Below are 21,921 nucleotides of genomic sequence, written 5' to 3'. Positions count from 1 at the left end.
CTGTACCTTGAATTTCAAGGTACAGGTTATTTTTCTGTTACGTTACCCTTTGAGAGCGAATATATGGAACCCATGTATTCAATACGCGGCTAATCTCCGTGGAATGAAACGGTTTGCTGATAAAGTCCTGCATCCCGCATTTCAGACACTCCTCACGGTCACCGGCGCCTGCAAAAGCTGTAATCGCTGCAATAACCGGTATTTCTGGGTGGCTCTGTCTGATGTGGCAGGTCGCTTCAATCCCATCCATAACTGGCATTTGAATATCCATAAACACCAGGTCATATTGAACCTTGTTCAATATGTCGACGGCCTGTGCACCATTCTCAACGATATCACAGACTCCGCCAAACTTGCGCAGCATCTCCTCCAACAGATGACTGTTGACCGCTTGATCCTCAGCAATCAAAATTTTGATGTCATGGGCAAGACTCGCTCGATCCAATTGCAGTTCATCATTCGTGGTGACTTCAATCGGGTCATTACTTTCCTCCAACCACCGCTCCACTACGAGGGTGAACTGGAATTCTGCCCCCTCACCGATCTCACTCTGTACGCCAATCGCTCCGCCCATTAACTCCACCAGTTTTTTGCTGATCGCAAGCCCCAGACCTGTCCCGCCAAACTTACGATTGATGGCCGGATCAAGCTGTGAGAAGGATTGGAACAACTGATGCTGCTTTTCTATTGGAATGCCAATGCCCGTATCTCTTACCTTAAAGGTCAACATCAGGTTATCCTGACCATGCTCATCTGAGAAATCAGCACCTACGCTCACCATAATACGGCCCTGCTCTGTGAATTTAACGGCATTACCCACCAGATTAATCAAAATCTGCCGGATTCGTGTCTCATCCCCTCGAATGCGTTCAGGAATATGGTCCGACACTTCACAATAGAGTTCAATATTTTTTTCTGATGCCTTCAGTGCAAACAGCTCGATCACCCCACCCAGCATCGCCTTAATATCAACAGGTGCGCGCTCAAGATCCATTTTGCCTGCTTCGATTTTGCTGAAATCCAAAATTTCGTTCAAAATGTACAAAAGGGATTCGCCGCTATCAATCATGATTTCCGCAAAACCTTTCTGTTCATCATCCAGCTCGGTTTCCATTAACAGATGGGCCATGCCCATGATGCCGTTTAATGGCGTACGAAGCTCATGACTCATGATGGCGAGAAACTCGGACTTGGCCCGGTCTGCATGCTCTGCTGCTTCCTTGGCACGTATGATGTCCTTAACAGATGTCATATCACGGAAAACCAACACTGCTCCGCGGGTTCTACCCTGATCCATAATCGGCTTCAATTGGAACTCCGCCAGGAAACTGGACCCATCCTGTCTCCAGAATACGGATTCGGTACGTGGCAGACCTCGTCCCTCACGAACAGCCTGTAGAATTGGTGTATCCTTGGATGGGTAGGGGATGCCTTCGCTCTGCATTTGGATCATCATCTGCTCTAATGGTTTGCCATTCAATTCACTTGGACAGAAGTTCATGATCTCCGCAGCGGCCGGATTGGCAAAGTTCAGATTCCCTTCCAGGTCCAGTCCAATAACACCTTCAGACATGCCATTCAAAATCAATGCCCGTTCATAACTAAGATTCTCGATTTCCTCGACGTAACGTTTGGACTCAGTAATGTCACTCGTAATCCCGTAGATCCCAACAACTTTGTCCTCAAGTATAATAGGAACATTAATCACATTTGTTTCAATCCGCTGCCCATTTTTGTGAATTAAACCTATCTCGTAGCTCTGTGCATTGCCTTTCACCGTTTCCTCAAAATGATATCGAGTCTTCTCCAGATCCATAGGATCAATGAGGTGATCAAAAGGCCGACTCAGCAGCTCCTCCTTGGTGTGTCCTGTCAACTGTTCCTGACCCATATTGGCTTTCAGCAGATTGCCTTCCAGATCAAGAGAAGCCACACCTAGGGGATTACAGTCAAATAACGATCTGTACTCCTGCATGCTTAACTGTTGTTGCTGGCTGGCTGTGATATCGCGGGTTACGGCGACCATCTCCATTAATTCACCTGAATCGTCATATACATAGTGCGTAATCGTATCTGCCCATACCGTAGATCCATCCTTATGTAACAGGCGATAATTGAGCCGTTTGGGAGCCAGACCCTTTCTCTGCTCTTCTACGTACGCTTCAACCAAAGGCACATCCTCCGGATAGATAACAAATGTTCCCGGCTTACCTATAACTTCTTCCAACTCATAGCCCAACATGGTTTTACATGCATTCGATACATATTTAAATGTACGACTTGAATCGGCATCATGTATTGCAATCAGGTCTAGTGAAGACTCCGCCAGCAGGCGAGAGATGCGACTGCTCTCTTCCAATTGCTTACGTTGCACAATGAGGATTTCCTCTGCATCTTTTTGTTTCGTAATGTCAGCAGCCTGTATCAACAGATACAATGGCTCACCATTCGTTTCATCCCTAACAATGCAAGCTCTAATGGTTGCCCATAATAACGAACCGTCCTTTCGTTTCAGACGAACCTCCGTCTCGTACATCGGACTTGTTTCATGAGTCATTTCCCAGAACTTGCTGCGGAATTCCTCCATATGCAGATCTTCTTCGTAGATCATATGTATGACCGAAGTATCGATCAGTTCATCTTCACTGTATGCAAGCATCTCGCAAAATGCAGGATTAAGCTGCAACCACCGTCCATTTACATGCGATGCGACAGCAATGCCGATTGGTGCGTGCGTATACAATTGTTCGAACAGAGATCGGCTCTCTGTAATGGATTTCGACATTACATGTCCTCCTTTATGAGAATCTGAATGTATTCCGTATGAATAGATAGACCTGAACATAACTTCATCTATAGAGTACTACCCCAAATGCCATGATTGATAAACGAGATCGGGCAAAATCCCTGCATGAATCGACATATACTACACAATACCCGTGCTCTCCCGATTATACAATGTTGAATATTCGAATAGGAACGGAGGTTATGGATCATGATCATTGTTGCTAATCAACCCGTCCAGCTGAACCGCTCGGAATGGTCTGATTTTGAATGGTATTGGTTACAGCAACTCCAGAATCGTCCAACGAGGTATGTGTACCAATCCATGGATCATCTTCGATTTGAATGGGACTTGAGGGGCTCTCTCGTGGAAGCCGCGGAAGGACTGGATCGAAGCGGTGTGAGTTTTGCATCCTTTGAAAAATCCAGATGTAATCCTGCCTACTGGAATCGTAATGCGGAAGGTGGGTTTGAGCTAAGATCAAACGTGACCCCAGCCGACGGCATCCGGGATATCTGGAGGAATGGACACTTATATGCTTTTGAATGTGCAACAGCTACCGTTATTGTGCTGTATGGTGGCGTGCTGGGAAGCATTCGCGAAGACGCCTTTAATTCCCTGTTTCGAAATCTGTTACTCTTTGACTGGCATTATGACAGTGACCTGCGATTAACCGAAAAAAACGGTAGCGAAACCGCCCTGCCAGGAGATGTGTTGTATTTTAAAAATCCAGATGTTTCTCCGGAAACCCCTGAGTGGCAGGGAGAGAATACGTTCATGCTGCGCGAGAACTTGTATTATGGTCATGGCATTGGTATTGCAAGTGGCGAAGAGATTATACGTACCCTGAATCAGTTCCGCGTTCCAGGTAGCCGAGTCTCCGCCTACTTAATGGATATGGTGATCTATCCGGACTTCTTTTATTTATCCCGATTCGCCAAAAACAGCCAGAATAATATGGCCGCTGGTTCTACGCCTGTTTTACCCGGACAGTTATATGTACGACTTGGTGGCAGCCGTTATTTACGCAGTTGAACTACTGAAACGGAAACGGCTTTTGCATTCAATTGCGAACAATACCTCAATCCAAGTGATGACAAACAAGCCCAATACAGCAGCAGTTAGCCTGCCACCTCATTGGGCTTTCTTTACATCCAAAAGATCATTACTGCATCAACATTCGCCTTACCTTTGTACTACACCGAGGATCGCACCTGGCAGTTTACGCATTCGGGTCCAGTTGCACAACAACCTGTTTACCACTTACCTGAACACCTGTCGTTTTGCTACCGAATTCAGCCAGCGATTTGCTCAGCTGCTCAGCCCACTCCTTGCCTGCAACTCCTTCTTTGGCTCCATGCACCTGGATGACGAGTTTTACCGAATCACCCTTCTTCAGAATGCGCTCCGCCTGAGACTGCTTCGTCTCCCGGTCATGATCTTCCATCGCAAGGTTCAAGCGAATTTCCTTGACTTTACGTTTATCGGGGGATTTGCTCGCTTTTTTCTTCGCCTGCTGCGCTTCTGCTTTGGCCGCTCCAGCTCCAATCAGCTTGCATGGCGGTGGACTTGTCATCAAGGACAAGCACACTAGATCTACTTTATGCTGCTTTGCAAGTAGAAGTGCTTCCTGCGTGGACATCACACCCAGATCTTCACCATTCAGGCCGGTCAGCTGCACTTCGGCTGCTTTGATCTTTTCATTTTTGATCATGATTCTACCTCCTCTACATCAAAAGCCTGTCCTGACCATTTACGGATCAGAGCAGGCTAGGATGGTGTTGCTACTTATTTGTAATACATATCAGCGTATGAATATGCCAATCGGTTTGATTTACAGCGTGTTGAATGCTTCAGTCAGAACCGGTACAATTTGTGATTTGCGTGATACTACGCCTTTCAAGATAGCTCTGCTATCAGACAGCGTCACATTGTAGGCTTTCTCCACTGCTTTAGTGGATGTACCATATGCCAAAGCTACGGAATCGTTGTTCAGAATGTCTGTTACGACAAATACAAACAGGTCGAGACCTTTACTGGAGATAATCGCATCAATAGCTGCTTCAAGCTCAGGTTGCTTCACGAGAACATCATTCACGTCAACAGCATTAACCTGTGCAATTTCCACTTTGGATTGACCCATTACGAATTCTTTGGCATCCAGGGAAATCAGTTCAGCAATTGTTTTTTGGCTCAGATCCGCACCGGCTTTCAGCATGTCCAGACCATAGCTGTCTGCATCTACACCAGCAATGGCAGCCAGTTCACGCGCAGCGGCTACGTCCTGCTCTGTGCAAGTCGGGGATTTGAACAACAGGGAATCGGAGATAATGGCAGACAACATCAGACCAGCAATCGGTGCACTCACTTCGATGCCATTTTCTTTGTACATTTTATTCAAAATGGTTGCTGTACAACCTACAGGCTCTGCACGGAAATACAGAGGTCCGCTTGTCTCAAAGTTAGCAATACGGTGATGGTCGATAACTTCAACAACAGTCACTTCCTCAATATCGCTTACACTTTGCTGACGCTCGTTGTGGTCAACCAGAATAACTTTGTTTACTTCATTTGCAGCTGTTTTAATCAGACGTGGTGCTGCAATTTTGAATTGATCCAGTGCAAACTGGGTTTCACCATTGACTTCGCCGAGACGAACAGCTTCAACGTCCTGACCCAATTTTGTTTTGAGATCCGCATAGGCGATTGCCGAACAGATCGTATCCGTGTCGGGATTTTTGTGACCGAAGATTAACGCTTTTTCCATATTCATAGCCCTCCGTCAATTCTGATTTATATAAGTTTAACCAAAGAATGTTTACACTTGCCACTCCGATGACAGAATAACCTTCCGATCGCTGTTATCCCCAGATTTTTTGATTCCCTTTTAAAGGGAAAATCCGGTGATAAAGGCGAACGCTCCGCTTCTCCAGCTTTTTTCTGTCCTCTCCGTTCTCGTGTAAAAAGTTTAGTTGAACTTATATAGAAAATATATGTCATATTTCAATCATACCCTACTGATTATAGCGCTAATAAGGCTTAATTCCAATCCCTTTACAGCGAATTAATTGCAAATCATTCTCAGGCAAGTCATTTTGGAAAATAGCCAAACTTGGTTCATTCCCTCAAGTCGATATGGTATGTATCCTATTTATTCCATCGTACAACCTTATAAATTAGCATACGAAACTCTGATACGCAACGAAAACATTAATTCTCAGGCTCTTCCGCGCTCTGCCCTTGCCGTACAAAAAAGGTCTGTAGACTGCCGTCCTCGCTAATCTCCAGCAGGTTCAATTGTGCTCCGTAGGCACATCCACCATCAATGCCAATTTTGTCTCCGCTCGGGTCAAACCAAATGCCTGTCTCTTCATGCAAATGCTTCACGGGGGTGTGTCCAAATACAACCGTCTCTCTAATCGTTGTTGGTTTGGAATAGAATGATTCACGAATCCAAATGAAGTCCCGCTCGGACTGGCTTCTCCAATCCTCGATATCCGGGTTGATCCCGGCATGCACAAAAATATAACCCGGAATCTCGTACACCAGCGGAAGCTGGTCCAGAAAACGAAGATGGTGTTCATAGTGTGTACGTATCCACTTTTTGGCTTCAGCATAAGCTTCCCAATCTATCTGTTGCTCATCATAAGTAAGTTCCAGATCCAGATAACTTGCCATCGTCTGTAATCCGCCATTACGAATCCAGTGTTGATCATATTGCTCAACATCCTGGGTTAACGCCTTGACCATCATGGCATCGTGATTGCCTTTAATCACCATAATATGGTGCTGTTGCTGAAGCTGCATAATCTGTTCGATGACCTGTTTGCTGCTTGGACCGCGATCCACATAATCACCGAGTAAAATCAATTCATCCTGCTGCGGATTATAATCTGCAAGCTTAAGCAGTGCATTAAATTCATCGTAACAGCCATGAATATCACTAATGACACATCTGCGCATGTGAATCTCTCCTCTCCCTGATCACGCAAGAGTATAACCGGAACCTTGCATGAGCAAGATTCCAGTCTGTTCAGAGTAGTTATTCCCGCTTGCTTACCATTAGTCCTGCTTGAGTCCAAAGGCTTCTGCAATCAAGCCGAATGAGCGCAGACGTGCTTCAAACGAATGGACCGCTGATGCAATAATGACTTCATCTGCTTCATGGCGTTCAGCCATTGCGGTAATTTTATCTTTCACCTGATCCGGTGTTCCCACGATGGAAAAAGAACGACGTTGACGAATCTGTTCCATCTCCATCGCTGTGTATGGATAGTTGTTCACCGTCTCCAGAGATGGGAATGAACTTTGTTCAAGACCTCGTCCAAGGCGTAAGAAGAAAAGTTCATTGCTGCGCGCAAGTTCAGCGGCTTCTTCCTCTGTCTCCGCGCAGAATGCCGAGACAGCAATCATTGAATGTGGTTTGTCATTCAGGATGGACGGTTTGAAATGTCTGCGGTAATGTTTCATCGCTTCTTCGCCGCCTGGTGTTCCGAAGAATTGGGCAAACGCATACGACGTCCCTTGCGCTGCAGCAATTCTTGCACCTTCGGAGCTGGAACCCAGCAACCACACTTCTGGTACCGTGGGAACCGATGGTCCGGCTACCAGAGATGCAAACCGATGATCCTCAGGCAATTGCTCGTGGAAGTATCCGCCCAGATCCGCGATCTGTTGTGGAAAGAATTGTACATTCGATGATTTCCCTTCATTCAGAGCTCTGCTGGCAATTGGCATGCCGCCCGGTGCTCTGCCAATCCCAAGGTCAATCCGCCCCGGATGCAAAGCTTCCAGCAGTCGGAAATTCTCTGCAACCTTATAAGCACTATAATGAGGTAACATAACGCCACCGGAACCTACGCGAATTCGATCCGTATGTGCAGCCACATGTGCAATCATAACTTCAGGACTGGAGAATGACAGCGCACCACTACCGTGATGCTCCGACATCCAGAACCGGGAGTACCCCAATTGATCCGCATGTTGTGCGAGTTTCACCGTTTCCTGCAACGTATCCTGTACATTTCGTCCTTCATTGATATGTCCATGTTCGAGTACACTCAGTTTCATATATATTCAATCCTCTCGTCTGTTAGGTTCATAAGTACTGTGAATATGAGATCTGCGAATATTACGCGCTTTTGCTCACTTCATTCTTGCTCATTCCATTGTAACATTAATTATTACAGTTTCAAACTTTAGTTATTCTCTTTATTACCACACTTGTGCAAGAAACATGCAAAAAAACGCCACCAGCTTTTGAACTGGTGACGTTTTTGATCTGACCTATTGCAGAAAATTGATTTATGGTGCACGTTTTGGTAACAACTTCACATACTCGTCAGACAGTTTCATCAGGCTGAGCACATGTTCATAATCGGCACGATACGGTTCCAAATCCGTTACCGGCTCGTATGTTTTCAGCGAATAGGCTGTTCCATCGTCAAAGCCCACACCCGGGATAAACATGATGTCATTGTTAACAAATGAACCCGTCGGCAAATAATACCGGATACCGAAGGCATTATGGTCCATGTTGAGCAGATCATGTCCGAAGGCAGTGAATTTCTCATCCTGGAGCGAAACACCCATCAGGTTCATGATCGTTGGCAACATATCCAACTGACCGCCTGGCTGCTCAATCACTTGTCCTTTGGTCTGTTTCGGCGTATGAATCATGAACGGAATATTGAATCGACTTACTTTACCGTCATAAGGGACGCCCAGATTGGCCTGAATCTGCTGTGTAATCTCTTCATCAGCAGGCAGACCAAAGTGGTCCCCGTAGAGTACTAAAGTAGTATTATCCCATAATCCGTTCGCCTTCAACTCATTAATGAGTTGACCGATGGCATAATCCGTATAGTTGATCGCTTGCAGATAATCGTGAAGCAGTTTGTTCGTAATGGTCGCAGGAATCGTGATGCGTGCACGATCAGCGGGAACCGTAAACGGCGAGTGGCTCGATGCCGTAATGAACTGAGCATAGAACGGCTGATTCGCAGCCTGATGCGCAGTCATTTTTTCCACACCTACACGGTACAACTCTTCATCCGATGGTCCAAAGTCATTGAATCTGTCATTCTCGAAGCTGGGCTTGTCGAAGTAACGAGTGAATCCGAGTGCCGGATACATCTTGTTCCGGTTCCAGAAGGTGACGTCATTGACGTGGTACGTCTCGGACTCATATCCCTCTTTCCCCAATAACTTGGGAAGACTCGGCAGTTCACGGTCACTATACCCTGCTGACATGGGAACAACTCCGGTTGGATAGATAGACGTGTTCGACATGAACTCCGCGTCTGATGTGTTTCCCTGTCCGATCTGTTGGAAAAAATGAGAGAAATAATAGCTTTCTTTGGCCAGATCATTCAGTACCGGTGTTAACTCCTGACCATCCAATGAAGCATTAATCGGGAAATTCTGAAAGGACTCCAGTTGCAGTACAATCAGGTTACTACCTTTGGCCTGACCAAAATATTTGGCTTTCACGGCTGTACCGTCACTTGGTTTATCCTGATACGGATACTGGCTAACCAGCTCATTGATCTTGGCAATCGTTTCGTTAATGTTGCCATTGGCAATGGCCTCATTTTCTTTGCTCGTCAGAATGGCAGACGATACCTGGTAGTTCAGGAAACCGAGATTCTCGGCTCGCACCAACTCGTTATCAATCGTTTCACCTTTGACAATAAAACTGCCAGACAGCACGATGCAGAATGCAGCCGTAAGCGCAACGCCGAGCTTGCCCCAGTAACGTCTGCGAATTCTACCAAACGTCAAACCGCTATCGCGGTAACTGCTGTGGTTACGCCCGCCAGCACGTTTGCGCATAATCAACCATATTGGCAATGCCAGTACGATGTCTGCAAAAAACAGAAAGTGCTCCGGTCGTACCAGTGGTCCGATACTTCCCCGTACTTGGGCAACTTGCCCCAGCTCACTTAGCGCGGTATAGGTGGGTACTGAACTGAAATGAACGTTATACAGCGTAGCCGCGAACAGCACCAGAGAAAACAGAACATTAAATCCTCCGTATACTGCTCGCTTCCAGCCTTTGGGCACGATCAGATCCAGCAGGCAAACCACAGTTAGTGCGCCTAATGCGTCAGTTAACAGACCGATGCCGGACAGACCCTGGAAAAAGAAATACCGCAACAGTGACAGCTTCAGCAGCATAAGAATGAATAACACGGCAAATAAGGTCCGTGATGAAGTTCGTTCATTTTTGGAATTATACATGGTCGCTTTCAACCCTTACCCTGAAATTTTACGTTCATTTTACAAAACGCATATTTCAGTATAACAGTTTTCTGGTTGCTATTCCATGGAAGTTCCGTGTAGGACAGGGTGAGCGTTACGCAATTGTAGATATATCCGTGTTCTGCGTGTCCGCTCCCTCTCTCTGTCCCTTAATGGCTGCTTGTGCAGCAGCAATTCGTGCATAAGGGATCTGTTCAGGCAAACAGCTTACGTAATCCAGACCAATGCGGTGGCAGAACGTAATCGACTCCAGGTCAACAACATTTTCTCCACAGATCCCTGTCTTCAAATGAGGTTTTCGAATTCGACCTTGGACTACCGCCATCTCAATCAGTTGTCCGACTCCCTCAATGTCCAGTACATGAAATGGATTATTCGTTACCGGACGAGAGTCCGTATCACGTTGAAGGAGAAGGAGCCGCTTCTCCGCTTCATGGCGACTATATCCAAATGTCATCTCTGTCAGCTCATCCGTGCCAAACGAGAAAAAGTCAGCCTGGCGAGCAATGTGAGTCGCTGTCAGCGCCGCTCTCGGAGCTTCGATCATCGCCCCTACTCTATAGAGACAATGCCGCTTTTCTTCACCCAGCACTTGGTCAGCCACATGATCCACCAGATCTCTCATCACCTGAAGTTCATGCACATGACCGATCTGCGGGATCATAATCTCGGGACGTACCCACCAGCCTTGCCGGATGCCTTTCACCGCTGCGCGGAATATCGCTTCCAGCTGCATATCAACGATTTCCGGGAATACCGTACTCAGCCGACAAGCCTGTTGCCCCAATGTCGGATTATGTTCATGCAATTCACAGACTCTGCGAATGACACGCTCCAGCTCCTCCAGTTCAATCTGATGGTCTATTTGCTCCTGCCACTCCTCTGCTTGTAACCACTCACGTCGTTTCTCCAACATTCCCAGATCCGGTAGCAGTTCATGCAACGGCGAATCGAGCAAACGTATCGTTACCTGGTATCCATCCATCGCTTCGAATATCTGTTCAAAATCAGACTGTTGCATCGGCAACAGACGCTCCAACCCACGCCTGCGTTCGGATTCAGTGTCTGCCAAGATCATTTTTTGTACAAATGGTAACCGCGCAGGTGACAACAGCATATGTTCTGTACGGCATAGACCTATTCCCTCGGCCCCTTGTAGCCGTGCTGTCATGGCATCCTGTGGATGATCTACATTGGCCAGTACCTTCAGCTCTTTCACTTCATCAGCCCAATTGAGCAGTAGTTGCAGATCTGCTGATAAAAGTGAATCTGAGTTGTTATAAGCTGGACATTCATCATTAGTTACTGACTGAATCTGTATGGGCAGATGCCCATTGCTCGCTTCGCTGTTAGAAGTAGGATTGGTGTAAAGCTTCTGCACTTCCGTGATATGCGCAGGTTGGATGCGAAGAAGTGCATCCTCCTTGGTGAGGAGTCCTTCATGGACAAAATCCACAGTACTCCTCAGTGTGGCTGTTGAAGATAATCGTGCGGGCTGGGTCTGCACAACATACAACGCGCCGGATTCAATCACAAAGGTGATTTCCTGCACTTCTCCCTTATGCGTCTCCAGCTGGCTACCTATCTCCAGCAAACTTGTGTACAGCTCAGGTTCGTCATTCCGTAAACGCTCTAGGCCGTGATCTGTTTGGCTCGCGTTCCCAGTTGGGACGTATTGTCCTGTAATTCCCTTTTCACCTGTAAGTGGGTTACACTTATATATTGTTCCGGCCCCGCTTGATTCTCCACATTTTCCATGTATCATCGTCTGTATAAGAACAGGAGCGCTTTGCTCCGAAGAGATGTAATATGATTTACGCATGATCTCGTCCTGAGATCTGGATGCTTTAATACGCTGTGAATGATATACCGCACGTACTGCTTCTTTGAATTGAAGTTGAACATCTTGAGGAAAAGGGTTACGCCCCTCCCCTTCAATTAAATATTTAAATTCGGTAATGGTTAATTCAAGTTCCGTTTCATCCCGACCCTTGACGTGACTCGATATTTCTGTGAAAAATTCAGACGGAATTGCATATACCAGCTGTCCATATTCCTTTAAGTAATCTAGATAACATTGGAGTGCATACAACCGATCACCGGTTTGACGTGCGAGTCCTTCCACAGTAATATCATTCAGACCAACATTGAGCAGTGATCGTGTCGCAGTTGCTGAGGCTCGATCCTGGTCCGTACGTACCGCGAGTAGTAGCGGATTCTCCGAATGTCCGAAGAACTTCCCGGTTTGCTGTTCCAGATGCCGGATCGCGTTAATAATCTCTTCCTCTCCTTCACCGGAAAGATGTCCAAGACGGGTACAGAACTCGCGACAGCATTCCGTTGTGACTACAAATCCGGCCGGGACAGACCACCCTGCATGGATTAGCTCTGCAAGATCAGCCCCTTTACTGCCCATTAGCCCTTTCATCTCTGCCGTACCTTCTTCCAACAGAATTACCCGTTTTGTCATTACAGCTCTCCCATCCGCCATTCATGGCTATGCTTGAAGACTTCAATCCCTGCGTTACAGATCAGCCTTCACTCTAATGGTATGTCACAATCGTTCAGTCAAGGACATCCGCTTTTGCATTTTGTGCTCGTTATCCTGTTTTTTTGTAAACGTTACACTAAAATAAGATGAAACAAGCCTTTCGAGCAGTTGCATTGGCTCATTCATCACAGTGAAGCAAAAAGAAGCCCCTTCAACTAAGCTGAAGGAACTTCACATTCTATTTAGTATTCACTTACCTCAAACGTCAGCACCCGATCAAACAGGATATAATCCTTCCGACTCTTAAATGGCCCTTTGTTGTTGTCGTGTTTATCGATCGCATACGAAGCTTTTCCGCTTCCAGCTTGCTTGGCTTCATACCAGTCGATGAAATCATTCACTTCTTTCATGCTTAGGTCGAATTCCTTCTCCAAGCCCGTTGTCATGGTAACGACAAAGATGGCACGGTTAGTGGAAGGTTCCTCTGGTTGTTCCGGAGTTGTAGGTTCTTCTGGTTCTGGGTTAGGGAGCTCTTCTCCATACGGAGTAGCAAATGCTTCGTTGGAGTATTCAGTTTCAACACCATTAATCGTAGTCGTTACAACAAAATAATACGTAGTTCCGTTTGTAAGAGCAGGAATGACAAAGTTCCCATTTTCATCTTTTGTAGCAACAACAGTTTCAGTATATTTTCCTGATTCCGTCCCATACCTCACAATATAATTTTCTGCACCATCTATGGCTCCCCAATTTAGTCCGACCTGAGTATTTCCAGGAGTTGCTTTCAGATCAATTATATTTGGATTCATCATCTCTACTACACCTATCGTAAGTTCATTAATATGAGCCCATGACGCCGCTCCATCTACTTCTACCTTGATGCCTTCGTAGACCCCTGGAGTAATTGCTACTGGTTCGGTTATGGTAACAGTTGCATTTACATACCTTCCCACTTTAGGGCTCACCAAAATCCATTTACCATCTTTCAAACCGTACACTGTGTAATAGTTATTGGATTTAGGATTAGAATACGCAGCAACTTGAATAAAGTTAAGACTTAATTCCTCTGGAAAAACATATTGAATTGTTCCTTTTGTTGCACCCGAATTCCAAAGAGTACCCAACTTACCGTCAATAGAATTTTTACCATAATTCGCACTATATGTACCATTTACTGTTACAACTGTTTCCTTTGGAGGTGAAATTCCTTGCATCCCTTCTACTGTAGCTACTTCTTCATTTGCTGCCATAGCTACGTTCATGCTCATTAAACATAATAACACTACCGCAAATACTGTTTTCTTAAACTTAGCAATCACTCTATTATCCCCCTATTAATATAATAAGTGACTAATGTAATATGTACTTGAAAATATGTCTAAACATAAACTTGCTAATCTATAAAATTCAGCTAAATTCTGGATTTTTATTTTTTATTGGATATAAAAAAAGCCCAAGAAGAATAAATCTCTCCTTGCGCTTCCAGATTGTATATCCAATGAATTAGCTATTCCCATTCACCTTTTTTGATGTAAGTTGCATCATAAGCAACAATTACATTCGTTTTATCTGTTACCTTTTGTATATCATCGAACACAACTTCTTCTTCGCCGTAATCTACTAAACTCGAATCCACTTTCTCGAAGACCCCACAATCCTTCACATAAATTATATCTGGATGGTTAGAATCATATCGTAAGCTTTCAGGAAGATCTTCACCCAAAATTTCATGCGATTCGGCAACCGTAGTCGTCGATATTGCTGTAACAGGAATCATTCCAATAACAGCTATTACTAAAAGCGAGGCCCAGATTTTTTTATTCATAGGATGTCTATTCTCCAATTCATTTTTCCTATATTATACATTAAAATGGATTGTTATAATATTTTCCTTTTCTCCGATGTTGAATCCAGCGTGTTTGTTATTTTGTAGTTTTTCGCTCATTGTAATTCCTCCACTGTTTTAATTTTTAAAAACGAAAAAGACCGCCAGATATATGACGGTCAGGCTTCTGATTATTGATATAGATATTTGAAAAATAAAACTGTACCAAGAACACCTATTACCAAAAACATAATTGCTGAGTTCCGATATTTCTTCCACATCCGAATGGCATTAGCAATATTTAGTATGCCTAGTGCAAGCATGTTAATACGAGAATCTACTTGAAACAAGTTATATACTAACATAATGGCAACTACTATCGAGATACACCAGAACCATAATGGAATTTTATCCTTTATCATTGATCTGCTCCTTTAGTTTATATCCTATCTGTTATAATATATTCCTCAATCTAATTAAAATTCCTTTATTTAGTCTATTAAACAAGCAGATTATAGATTAACGAAAAGGATAATACCAGTAGATTCATAGAGTGCCCGTGAGTTACATCACAAAATTTTGATAGTTTTGAAAGTTATATGGTTTTCTTGATTTTTTCGAAAAACATCTCACAGACCATTCATTATCAAGCCATAAACCGCAATACATCCTCAATCTTCTTCCCATGAGAGATCACACCGTAGTTCATCCAAGACATAAAATCCACTTCATACACATTACCGCTCTTCACCGCAGGCAGACGTTTCCATTCATCCCTATCGAGCAGTTCGCGCTCCTCTCCAGGTTTAGCAGAATTTCCAGTGTCAAATGTAATCAACAAGTGATCCGCATGAAGCTGACTTAACTGGTCCAATCCAATGAAAATCCTCCGCTCGTGTCTTGTCCATTGCTGCACACGGGAGTGGGGAGTCAGTCCAAGATCCTGATAAATTACAGGTCCGACATAGCCCTGCTGAACCCCATAGAGAGTAATATCCGAAGCAGATATACGCAAAAAAGCTACTGTTTGACCACGCATATAACGTGCTAACCGACTCTTAGCTTCCATTGCCTTGTCCTCATACGCACCAATTACATCTTGAACCCGATTCACCTTCCCTAACACATCGGCTGTCGATCTTAAAATGGAGCGCCAGTCCTCTCCCAAATGATCTACGTAAAATGTAGGTGCTACCTGCTTGAAGCGGTCCAGATTCCATCGATCATATCCCTTATCCAGCATGATAAAGTCCGGTACATTACCCAGATTAAACTGCGCATCCATCTGGCTCACATCAAATTCAGGTACGTCATCCAACCCCAAATATTGCTGCCTGCCCCAAGAATGATGCGAACATTGCAGTACAGGTTTTACGCCAAGAGCCAACACAAAGTCCTCCAGATAAGGAGCAAAGACACGAACCTCTTGACGGTGATGACGGCGGTATAACCCAGGTGAAATACCAGCATATTGCTTAAATCGGCGGCCAAAATAATACTCGCTGCTAAATCCCACATTCTGTGCAATTTCATGGATGCGATCATCCGTGAGCTGCAATAGTTGCTTCGAGCGCTCCAGCCGAACCGCATTTACATATTCAAGCGGGAGCTTGCCCGTAATTTTTTTGAATTGCCGAGTGTAGCTGGCTCTTGTTAGACCAATATCTGCTGCGAGCTCATCCACGGTTATCGTCTGATCATAGTGGTCGCCAATATAACGAATTGAACTTTGAAGACGGGCACGATCATCGGGTACTTCTGTTTCGAGGGCACTATGGCGAAGCAAGGCACGAAACCACTCCTGGAAACGAAGCTGTACCTCCCATTGCTCCAGCCAATCGCCAGTGACCTGTTGACGCAGTATTTGTTCCAAGGCTTCCAGACAGGAACTCCACGGACTGAAGCTGAGTTGCATAAGCGGTAATAATGTCGAAGAATCTGGACTTTGGAAAAGTTCCTGCTGCTCCTCCGTGTTTCTTCTAGACAAAGCGTTCGAAGTCTCTTCGCTTAACTCAGCCACCATTAGATCAAGCTTATAGTATTGCAATTCACTTCCTGTCCCAGGAGAACCTTCTATTTTAACGGATGTTCCAGCCGGAACAAACATAATCATTCCTTTTTCCAGATGAGATTCCCGATCTGAGCAAACTATTGAACCCTTCCCAGACGTTACAACAAATATAGCGTGTGAAGTCGACATTCTGTATAACAAACGTTTATCGATATGAGATTGATGGTGATCTACGTATTCCATATGCTGAAGTGAGCATAGCCAGGGCTTGGGGATCAGTTGTATTATCGTGGGGCACATGTTCATCGTCCTTAACTGAGAATTATTATCATTTAAAATAGTGTATACGAAAAAAGAAAGCTCTTCAACCCTGGCTGAAGAACTTTCTTTTAAGTAATCGATTCAATTATGGAGTCAATTTTTCCAAGAGATCATCAATTTTCATGGAATTTGCTGTAATCGCACCTGATTGCCAATGTGATCTTTCCATAATATATACCTGATTGTTCTTAACGGCCGGAAGAGATTTCCACAATTTGCTGTCAAGTACCTTCAAGGCTTCCTTGTTCTCAGGAGAAGACCATTCACCATTGGAAGGGAACACAATAAGATGATCTGCATCAAGTTGCGGCACGGCCTCTTCAGACAGAATTTCCTGGTATTCTTCCATCTTGTTAACCAGAGGATGAGGTGTTAGGCCAAGCTCCGAATAAATAAATCCGGTGAACCGATTTTTCACACCGAACAGTGCCAGTGTATCATCGTTAACATTCAGTCGGACAACTGCGACAGTCTCGTCTCCAACCGCTTCCTGCAACTTCGCCTTAGCATCTGCAATCTTGGCCTTAAATGCCGCAGCAACTTCTTCACCCTTGTCCGGTTTCCCTACAACATCGGCAATGGTTTTCAAAATTTGATTCGAATCCTGCAGTACGCTCTCAGGCAGACGATATGTCGGTGCCACCTTGGAGTACATCTCATATTTCTCCATATCTACCCCACCATCTACAATGATGAGATCCGGATCATACTCCAACAAAGCCTCAATGCTCCCCGTAGTATCAAATTGAGGAACATCCAGTCCTAAATAATCCTGTACACCCCACATCGGGTTATACCACTGCACTACAGGTGTAATATCAAGCGCCTTCAAATAATCTTCCACATATATTCCAGCAATCCGCTGTGGTTGAACCGGAATCGTCACATCTCCAAATTCATCCTGTACAACTCGTGTCGCAGGCTCTGTCTCGTTTCCAGAAGTATTTTCTCCAGAAGCCGCACTTTCCGTTGCAGTTGCAGGAGTCTGTTCCGCATTCGTAGCGGTATTTGTACTACATCCTGAAACAACCAGACCCATGAGCAGTAATGTAATCGCCCACCCTTTGAAACCTTTAACTAAACCTACCATGTTACCCTTCACCCCTATGTGATCTGTTGATGTAACCGTGAGAATATTTCACATATAATGATTATCATTCTCATCGATTGCTTAGGTGAATTGTACCTTATGCCTCAGCCGACCCACAATGTACATTTGATGTTGTTTTTTTATACAAACGAAAACAACCCTGTTGGTCCTCCCCCGCTTATCGCAGGGGCAACCTGCCTTGACGATAACTTTCCAACAGCTGATCCACAAAGGAATCGTTCGCCGTACCCTGTAACAATGCAGCACCAATTAAACCCATATCATCACTCACATACCCCGCTAACTCAGGTTCGCCGGTGAGAGCCAAAGTCTGTTTGAACGCCTGTTCCCTGCATGCGCGCAGCACCTCTTCTTCAGCTACCGCGGTATCTTGAGCCCATCGTACAAAAGCTTGCATCCACTCGTCAGCAAATGCAGAAGCATCCCTTTCATCCAAGTAAATTTCCACATCCAATCCTTCGAATGTCTGCTGAGTCAGAATCCGTCCCTCGTTAAGATCCAACAGTAGCTTCTCCACATCCGTTTTGCTCATTGATCTCTCCTCCAGTTCCTCGTCAAGTCAGATACATCTCTGGTATAACGAAACGTTTCATCATCTGCTTTGGATCGGCTGTAAAATGATCCAATTGAAGTTCCTCATATTCGCTAAGGATACTTTCAAAGATACCAGCGATCACACCACAATCTGCCAAAGCATTGTGCCTGTGAATTCCATCTGTATTCAGATCGTAATACCGAATCAGAAAATCTGTAGAAACGACCTCGTTAATCTCAGGATGAATGTAGGTGAACATCGCTTTTGTATCGAGCACCGGGTTGGTCAACATCGGAAGCCCATACTCATCACAATGCCGCTTCAAGATGGGTAGGTCATACTCATATCCAGCTTGTGTCACAAGAACGTTATCACCAATAAATTTCTGAAATTCCTGAAATGCTTCTACGAACGACGGAGCCTCCAACATTTCCTCATTCGAAATTCCTGTTAATTTCGCCACAGGTTCTGGTATTGGTTTGTTCGCACGTGTAAGTGAAGAAAATGTTGTCTTGCATTGTTGACCTCTTTGGTAATGCATCGCACCAAATTGAGTCACACTCTCCACCACAGGATTAATGCCTGTACCTTCGAGATCAAATATGCAGTACATTCTATCCTGTAATGAAGATACGCTTAGATTTTCAATAAAGTATGTATCAGGCAAAAGCGTAATTTTCATCCGCCAACTCACTCCTCCCCACTATCATTCTGGCAAATGCATTTCTCATATATAACTCTGTCACTCCCACAATCGGGTGACCTGGACCAACTTGTGCGTTCCATCAAACTGCAACTTATAGATGTCCGGCATCGTAGTCTTCTCCCAGAAATCATAACCGTAGGAAGAATCATAATGTTGTAAAATAAGAGTCATTACATCTCCATGGGTTCCGATGACTACCTTGTGATCCGCATGCCTATCCAAAATTTTCTCGATTATCGCTACTGCCCTTGAGCGAGCCTGTTCACCAGACTCCCCACCTGAATACGCATACGTAGGATCACGGTACAACTGCTGCTTGGCTTCACGAAAATTATGATGCTTCACATCCGAACTCGACAACTGGCGTTCACGCAGATCTTCCTCCGTCACCACAATTCCACCTGACTGATCTGCCAGAATCTGAATCGTATCCACCGCTCGTCTATAAGGGCTAGAATAGAACAGTTGAATCTGCTCCCCATGGAGCAGACTGGCAACCGTTCCTGCATCTTGATGACCTTGCTCTGTCAGTCCACGCTCGCGTTCCTGGCCTTCAACATATCGAGACTCCGCATGTCTGACAAAATACAAAAACGTACTGGCCTCACTCATCATTCATCCGCCAACCCTTTTTTCTTCTCAATGACAATCAGGCAGGTACTGTCTGGCAAAGGCGCAGGCTCACCATTTTCCTTCATGAAGATCATTCGTTCTCCAAGTGCTTCCGTGTACCCCTCCTGGAGAAAATGTCGGAACGTAATCATCTCGGCTTGTTCACCCAGCGCTTCTCGAATACAGTTCTCATAGGCTGTCGGCGTGAATATACCGAACTGTTCCTGAATTTCATGCACGTATGCCTCTTCGCCCCACGTATAGGTGTAGAGAAACTCCATTGCATCGTTGATCGGCAATACGACCTCATTGTCTGAGACCCGCTCATATTGAATTGCACGTCCCTGAAAACCCTCTGCATACCGCTCCAGCCAGCGCATCCCATCCGGTTCCAGGAAACGAATCCGGCGCTTCTGCGCCTCCGGCTCACTCATGATCCCATCCCGAATCAGAATTCTTCCTCCAGGTGACAGCACACGGAATGAACTTCTCAGCGCTGCTACAACCGTATCGGAATTAAATCTTCGACCGTCCAGTTCAATATATGAATATAATTCATGCAGAATGGATGAAAAAATAACCGTATCTACTGTGCCTGGCTGCACATATTGCTCCAGTTGCAGGGCATCGCCCTTCATCACTTGCCAGCGATGTCCCTCACGCTGTTTTTTACGCTCCAACGCTTCAATGACATTGGCTGAGATATCGATACCAATCGGCTCCACTTCCGGTTTTTCCTGCTCAATCAGATCCAGCAGAATTCCTCCACCTGGACCAATATCCAGTACCCGTTTACCAACGATATAGTTGAGCAGTACTTTTTTGTAATCACCGGAGCTGTTCATATCCGACAAATAAGTCTCTTCGTTGTGGAATCTGTCATAGGCATCCCGGCGCAATCCGAACAGGTCAAATAACAGCAGTACAGCCTTCTCGTATAACGGCGACTTTTCCGCTTCAATACAGAATGCAATCAGCTTCTCGGCAGCCGGAGAAAATTCGAAGGTCACGAATAATGTATCCGGCAGATCCGTATGACGTTCAATGCGATGGGTTAGATGGGGATAGACGATCTGCTCCCCTGCCACAATCTGTTCCCACGAATACTGTTCCAAATATTTTTCAATCATTCGTTTCTTGTAAATATTGAGCTTCTTGACGCCCTTGTAATCGTAATACATCGTATTCATCAATGGTTCGAAGCTGATATGGCGAACGATTTCAGATCGACTCTCCATGGATGTTGGATGCATGCTCTCGCTGCGAAGTGTCAACAGGAACACTTTCACCATCTCCTGCAACGAAAAATCCTGCATGGCCGACTCCACATACCATAATGTGCGATGAGCCAGCGGAGCCAGCGCCTGTTCTACATCCAGTTCCGTTTGGAGCTTGGCATAAGCCGTATCCATAGCTTCTCCTTGCCGAATGGAAGAACTTCTTAAGCGGGATAACCGTTCCTTCACGCTCCAGTCCTCATGATTCGGTCCGGTGATAATCCAGCCTACAATTCGCTGTACCTCAGCCTGAACCTGATTCCATAACGCTCGATCAACGCCTGCAATAATGCACTCATTTAATGCCATCAGTATGGTGTGCAATTCATCTGTAGTAAGCCATCCTTTGACGATCAAGCGGTGAAGCGGAGCATTTTCGGCAAATGGAATCTCACCGCGTATGTATTGACCAATAAGTCCATGCGTAGCAATCAGAGTACGAATAATCTCATGCCTTGGTGTGTGTGAAGTCGGCGCAGTATGCTCGCTGATATCTGTACTCTTACTTATAGTAGCACTCGGAGAACCAGGTTGATTTATACTCGTCTCCTTAGTCGTACCGATGTCATTATCCTGGTGCTCTGCTCCTGCGTATAGATCATATAACTGAGCGGACCCCACATTGTGTACAAACAAGTTAACGCCCTGCTTTTGCCATACCCGCCGCTGCTCCCGTGATCCAGCCTTCGCCGTCTCTGACCAGATTAATACGTCCTCCAGAATTTCTCGCACCCAAAAAGAAACCTGAAGCTCCTCCAGCACGAGAAGTGTACGCTCGGTGTAATCCAGCACCGGATTAGTTCCCTCAAGTTCGGCAATGGAATGAATGCGTTCGAGGTTAATATGGGGCTTCTCCGCTGCTGCCAGCAGTTGCAGCCATAGCTGCTGGGCTTCCGGCGTATTACCTGACTTGTGTGATTGTATGGCCTTTAATGAATGCAGCATGAATAAGTCCCCTCTCTTTCTCTACCCTTATATATAATA

At 45.3% G+C, this 21,921-nt stretch carries 16 protein-coding genes; 1 reads left to right on the top strand and 15 read right to left on the bottom strand.

Annotated elements, in window-relative coordinates; genetic code table 11:
* Positions 1-37: 37 nt before the first annotated feature.
* A complete protein-coding gene (locus tag CXK86_RS14400; protein WP_180361766.1) occupies positions 38-2,785 on the bottom strand; it encodes a PAS domain-containing hybrid sensor histidine kinase/response regulator in 2,748 nt (915 codons plus the stop codon).
* A gap of 210 nt (positions 2,786-2,995) precedes the next feature.
* On the opposite strand from CXK86_RS14400, the gene CXK86_RS14395 reads away from it, so the two are divergent.
* Entirely contained in the window at positions 2,996-3,820 is an 825-nt protein-coding gene (locus tag CXK86_RS14395; protein ID WP_081745900.1) for a protein-glutamine gamma-glutamyltransferase, read from the top strand.
* A 187-nt stretch (positions 3,821-4,007) separates the two neighbouring features.
* Here the strand turns inward: CXK86_RS14395 and infC are convergent, their stop codons facing one another.
* The 14 genes from infC to CXK86_RS14320 all read right to left on the bottom strand — a co-directional run bounded on the left by infC (position 4,008) and on the right by CXK86_RS14320 (position 21,882).
* Entirely contained in the window at positions 4,008-4,499 is a 492-nt protein-coding gene (gene infC, locus CXK86_RS14390) for a translation initiation factor IF-3 (RefSeq protein WP_047842654.1), read from the bottom strand.
* A 120-nt stretch (positions 4,500-4,619) separates the two neighbouring features.
* On the bottom strand, positions 4,620-5,552 hold the full coding sequence (locus CXK86_RS14385) for a manganese-dependent inorganic pyrophosphatase (RefSeq protein ID WP_017688903.1): 933 nt from the start codon (positions 5,550-5,552) through the stop codon (positions 4,620-4,622).
* Positions 5,553-5,995: 443 nt separating this feature from the next.
* Complete coding sequence (locus tag CXK86_RS14380; protein ID WP_101313918.1) at positions 5,996-6,748, bottom strand: metallophosphoesterase family protein; 753 nt, start codon at positions 6,746-6,748, stop codon at positions 5,996-5,998.
* A gap of 99 nt (positions 6,749-6,847) precedes the next feature.
* Complete coding sequence (locus CXK86_RS14375) at positions 6,848-7,855, bottom strand: LLM class flavin-dependent oxidoreductase (RefSeq protein WP_101313917.1); 1,008 nt, start codon at positions 7,853-7,855, stop codon at positions 6,848-6,850.
* 234 nt (positions 7,856-8,089) lie between these two features.
* Positions 8,090-10,027 carry an LTA synthase family protein gene (locus CXK86_RS14370; protein WP_101313916.1) on the bottom strand — a complete coding sequence of 646 codons (1,938 nt, stop codon included), beginning with the start codon at positions 10,025-10,027 and terminating at the stop codon, positions 8,090-8,092.
* A gap of 115 nt (positions 10,028-10,142) precedes the next feature.
* Complete coding sequence (locus CXK86_RS14365) at positions 10,143-12,518, bottom strand: putative PEP-binding protein (protein ID WP_180361765.1); 2,376 nt, start codon at positions 12,516-12,518, stop codon at positions 10,143-10,145.
* A gap of 263 nt (positions 12,519-12,781) precedes the next feature.
* On the bottom strand, positions 12,782-13,858 hold the full coding sequence (locus CXK86_RS14360) for a fibronectin type III domain-containing protein (protein WP_257467853.1): 1,077 nt from the start codon (positions 13,856-13,858) through the stop codon (positions 12,782-12,784).
* A gap of 188 nt (positions 13,859-14,046) precedes the next feature.
* Complete coding sequence (locus CXK86_RS14355; protein WP_047842650.1) at positions 14,047-14,364, bottom strand: hypothetical protein; 318 nt, start codon at positions 14,362-14,364, stop codon at positions 14,047-14,049.
* Positions 14,365-15,010: 646 nt separating this feature from the next.
* On the bottom strand, positions 15,011-16,564 hold the full coding sequence (locus CXK86_RS14345) for a helix-turn-helix domain-containing protein (protein WP_257467871.1): 1,554 nt from the start codon (positions 16,562-16,564) through the stop codon (positions 15,011-15,013).
* Positions 16,565-16,781: 217 nt separating this feature from the next.
* Positions 16,782-17,786, bottom strand: a complete 1,005-nt coding sequence (locus CXK86_RS14340; RefSeq protein ID WP_101313913.1) for an ABC transporter substrate-binding protein — start codon at positions 17,784-17,786, stop codon at positions 16,782-16,784.
* Between the two features lie 178 nt (positions 17,787-17,964).
* Positions 17,965-18,339 (bottom strand): hypothetical protein, encoded by a 375-nt coding sequence (locus CXK86_RS14335; protein WP_101313912.1) that lies wholly within the window; start codon positions 18,337-18,339, stop codon positions 17,965-17,967.
* Positions 18,340-18,361: 22 nt separating this feature from the next.
* A complete protein-coding gene (locus tag CXK86_RS14330) occupies positions 18,362-19,024 on the bottom strand; it encodes a 3'-5' exonuclease (protein WP_101313911.1) in 663 nt (220 codons plus the stop codon).
* 60 nt (positions 19,025-19,084) lie between these two features.
* Positions 19,085-19,660 carry a histidine phosphatase family protein gene (locus tag CXK86_RS14325; protein WP_101313910.1) on the bottom strand — a complete coding sequence of 192 codons (576 nt, stop codon included), beginning with the start codon at positions 19,658-19,660 and terminating at the stop codon, positions 19,085-19,087.
* Positions 19,660-21,882: a class I SAM-dependent methyltransferase gene (locus CXK86_RS14320; protein WP_101313909.1), complete on the bottom strand. Its 2,223-nt coding sequence runs from the start codon at positions 21,880-21,882 to the stop codon at positions 19,660-19,662. Before CXK86_RS14320 ends, CXK86_RS14325 begins: the two co-directional genes overlap by 1 nt.
* Between the last annotated feature and the right edge of the window lie 39 nt (positions 21,883-21,921).

This window comes from Paenibacillus sp. BGI2013 (genome assembly GCF_002843485.1).
Classification (GTDB): Bacteria; Bacillota; Bacilli; order Paenibacillales; family Paenibacillaceae; genus Paenibacillus; species Paenibacillus amylolyticus.
This window is presented reverse-complemented; position numbering and strand designations above follow the sequence as displayed.

Bases quoted from the DNA above. Each gene is read 5' to 3' on its own strand.
- CXK86_RS14400 (WP_180361766.1), bottom strand. From the start codon at position 2,785: ATGTCGAAATCCATTACAGAGAGCCGATCTCTGTTCGAACAATTGTAT.
- CXK86_RS14395 (WP_081745900.1), top strand. From the start codon at position 2,996: ATGATCATTGTTGCTAATCAACCCGTCCAGCTGAACCGCTCGGAATGG.
- infC (WP_047842654.1), bottom strand. From the start codon at position 4,499: ATGATCAAAAATGAAAAGATCAAAGCAGCCGAAGTGCAGCTGACCGGC.
- CXK86_RS14385 (WP_017688903.1), bottom strand. From the start codon at position 5,552: ATGGAAAAAGCGTTAATCTTCGGTCACAAAAATCCCGACACGGATACG.
- CXK86_RS14380 (WP_101313918.1), bottom strand. From the start codon at position 6,748: ATGCGCAGATGTGTCATTAGTGATATTCATGGCTGTTACGATGAATTT.
- CXK86_RS14375 (WP_101313917.1), bottom strand. From the start codon at position 7,855: ATGAAACTGAGTGTACTCGAACATGGACATATCAATGAAGGACGAAAT.
- CXK86_RS14370 (WP_101313916.1), bottom strand. From the start codon at position 10,027: ATGTATAATTCCAAAAATGAACGAACTTCATCACGGACCTTATTTGCC.
- CXK86_RS14365 (WP_180361765.1), bottom strand. From the start codon at position 12,518: ATGACAAAACGGGTAATTCTGTTGGAAGAAGGTACGGCAGAGATGAAA.
- CXK86_RS14355 (WP_047842650.1), bottom strand. From the start codon at position 14,364: ATGAATAAAAAAATCTGGGCCTCGCTTTTAGTAATAGCTGTTATTGGA.
- CXK86_RS14345 (WP_257467871.1), bottom strand. From the start codon at position 16,564: ATGTCGACTTCACACGCTATATTTGTTGTAACGTCTGGGAAGGGTTCA.
- CXK86_RS14340 (WP_101313913.1), bottom strand. From the start codon at position 17,786: ATGGTAGGTTTAGTTAAAGGTTTCAAAGGGTGGGCGATTACATTACTG.
- CXK86_RS14335 (WP_101313912.1), bottom strand. From the start codon at position 18,339: ATGAGCAAAACGGATGTGGAGAAGCTACTGTTGGATCTTAACGAGGGA.
- CXK86_RS14330 (WP_101313911.1), bottom strand. From the start codon at position 19,024: ATGAAAATTACGCTTTTGCCTGATACATACTTTATTGAAAATCTAAGC.
- CXK86_RS14325 (WP_101313910.1), bottom strand. From the start codon at position 19,660: ATGAGTGAGGCCAGTACGTTTTTGTATTTTGTCAGACATGCGGAGTCT.
- CXK86_RS14320 (WP_101313909.1), bottom strand. From the start codon at position 21,882: ATGCTGCATTCATTAAAGGCCATACAATCACACAAGTCAGGTAATACG.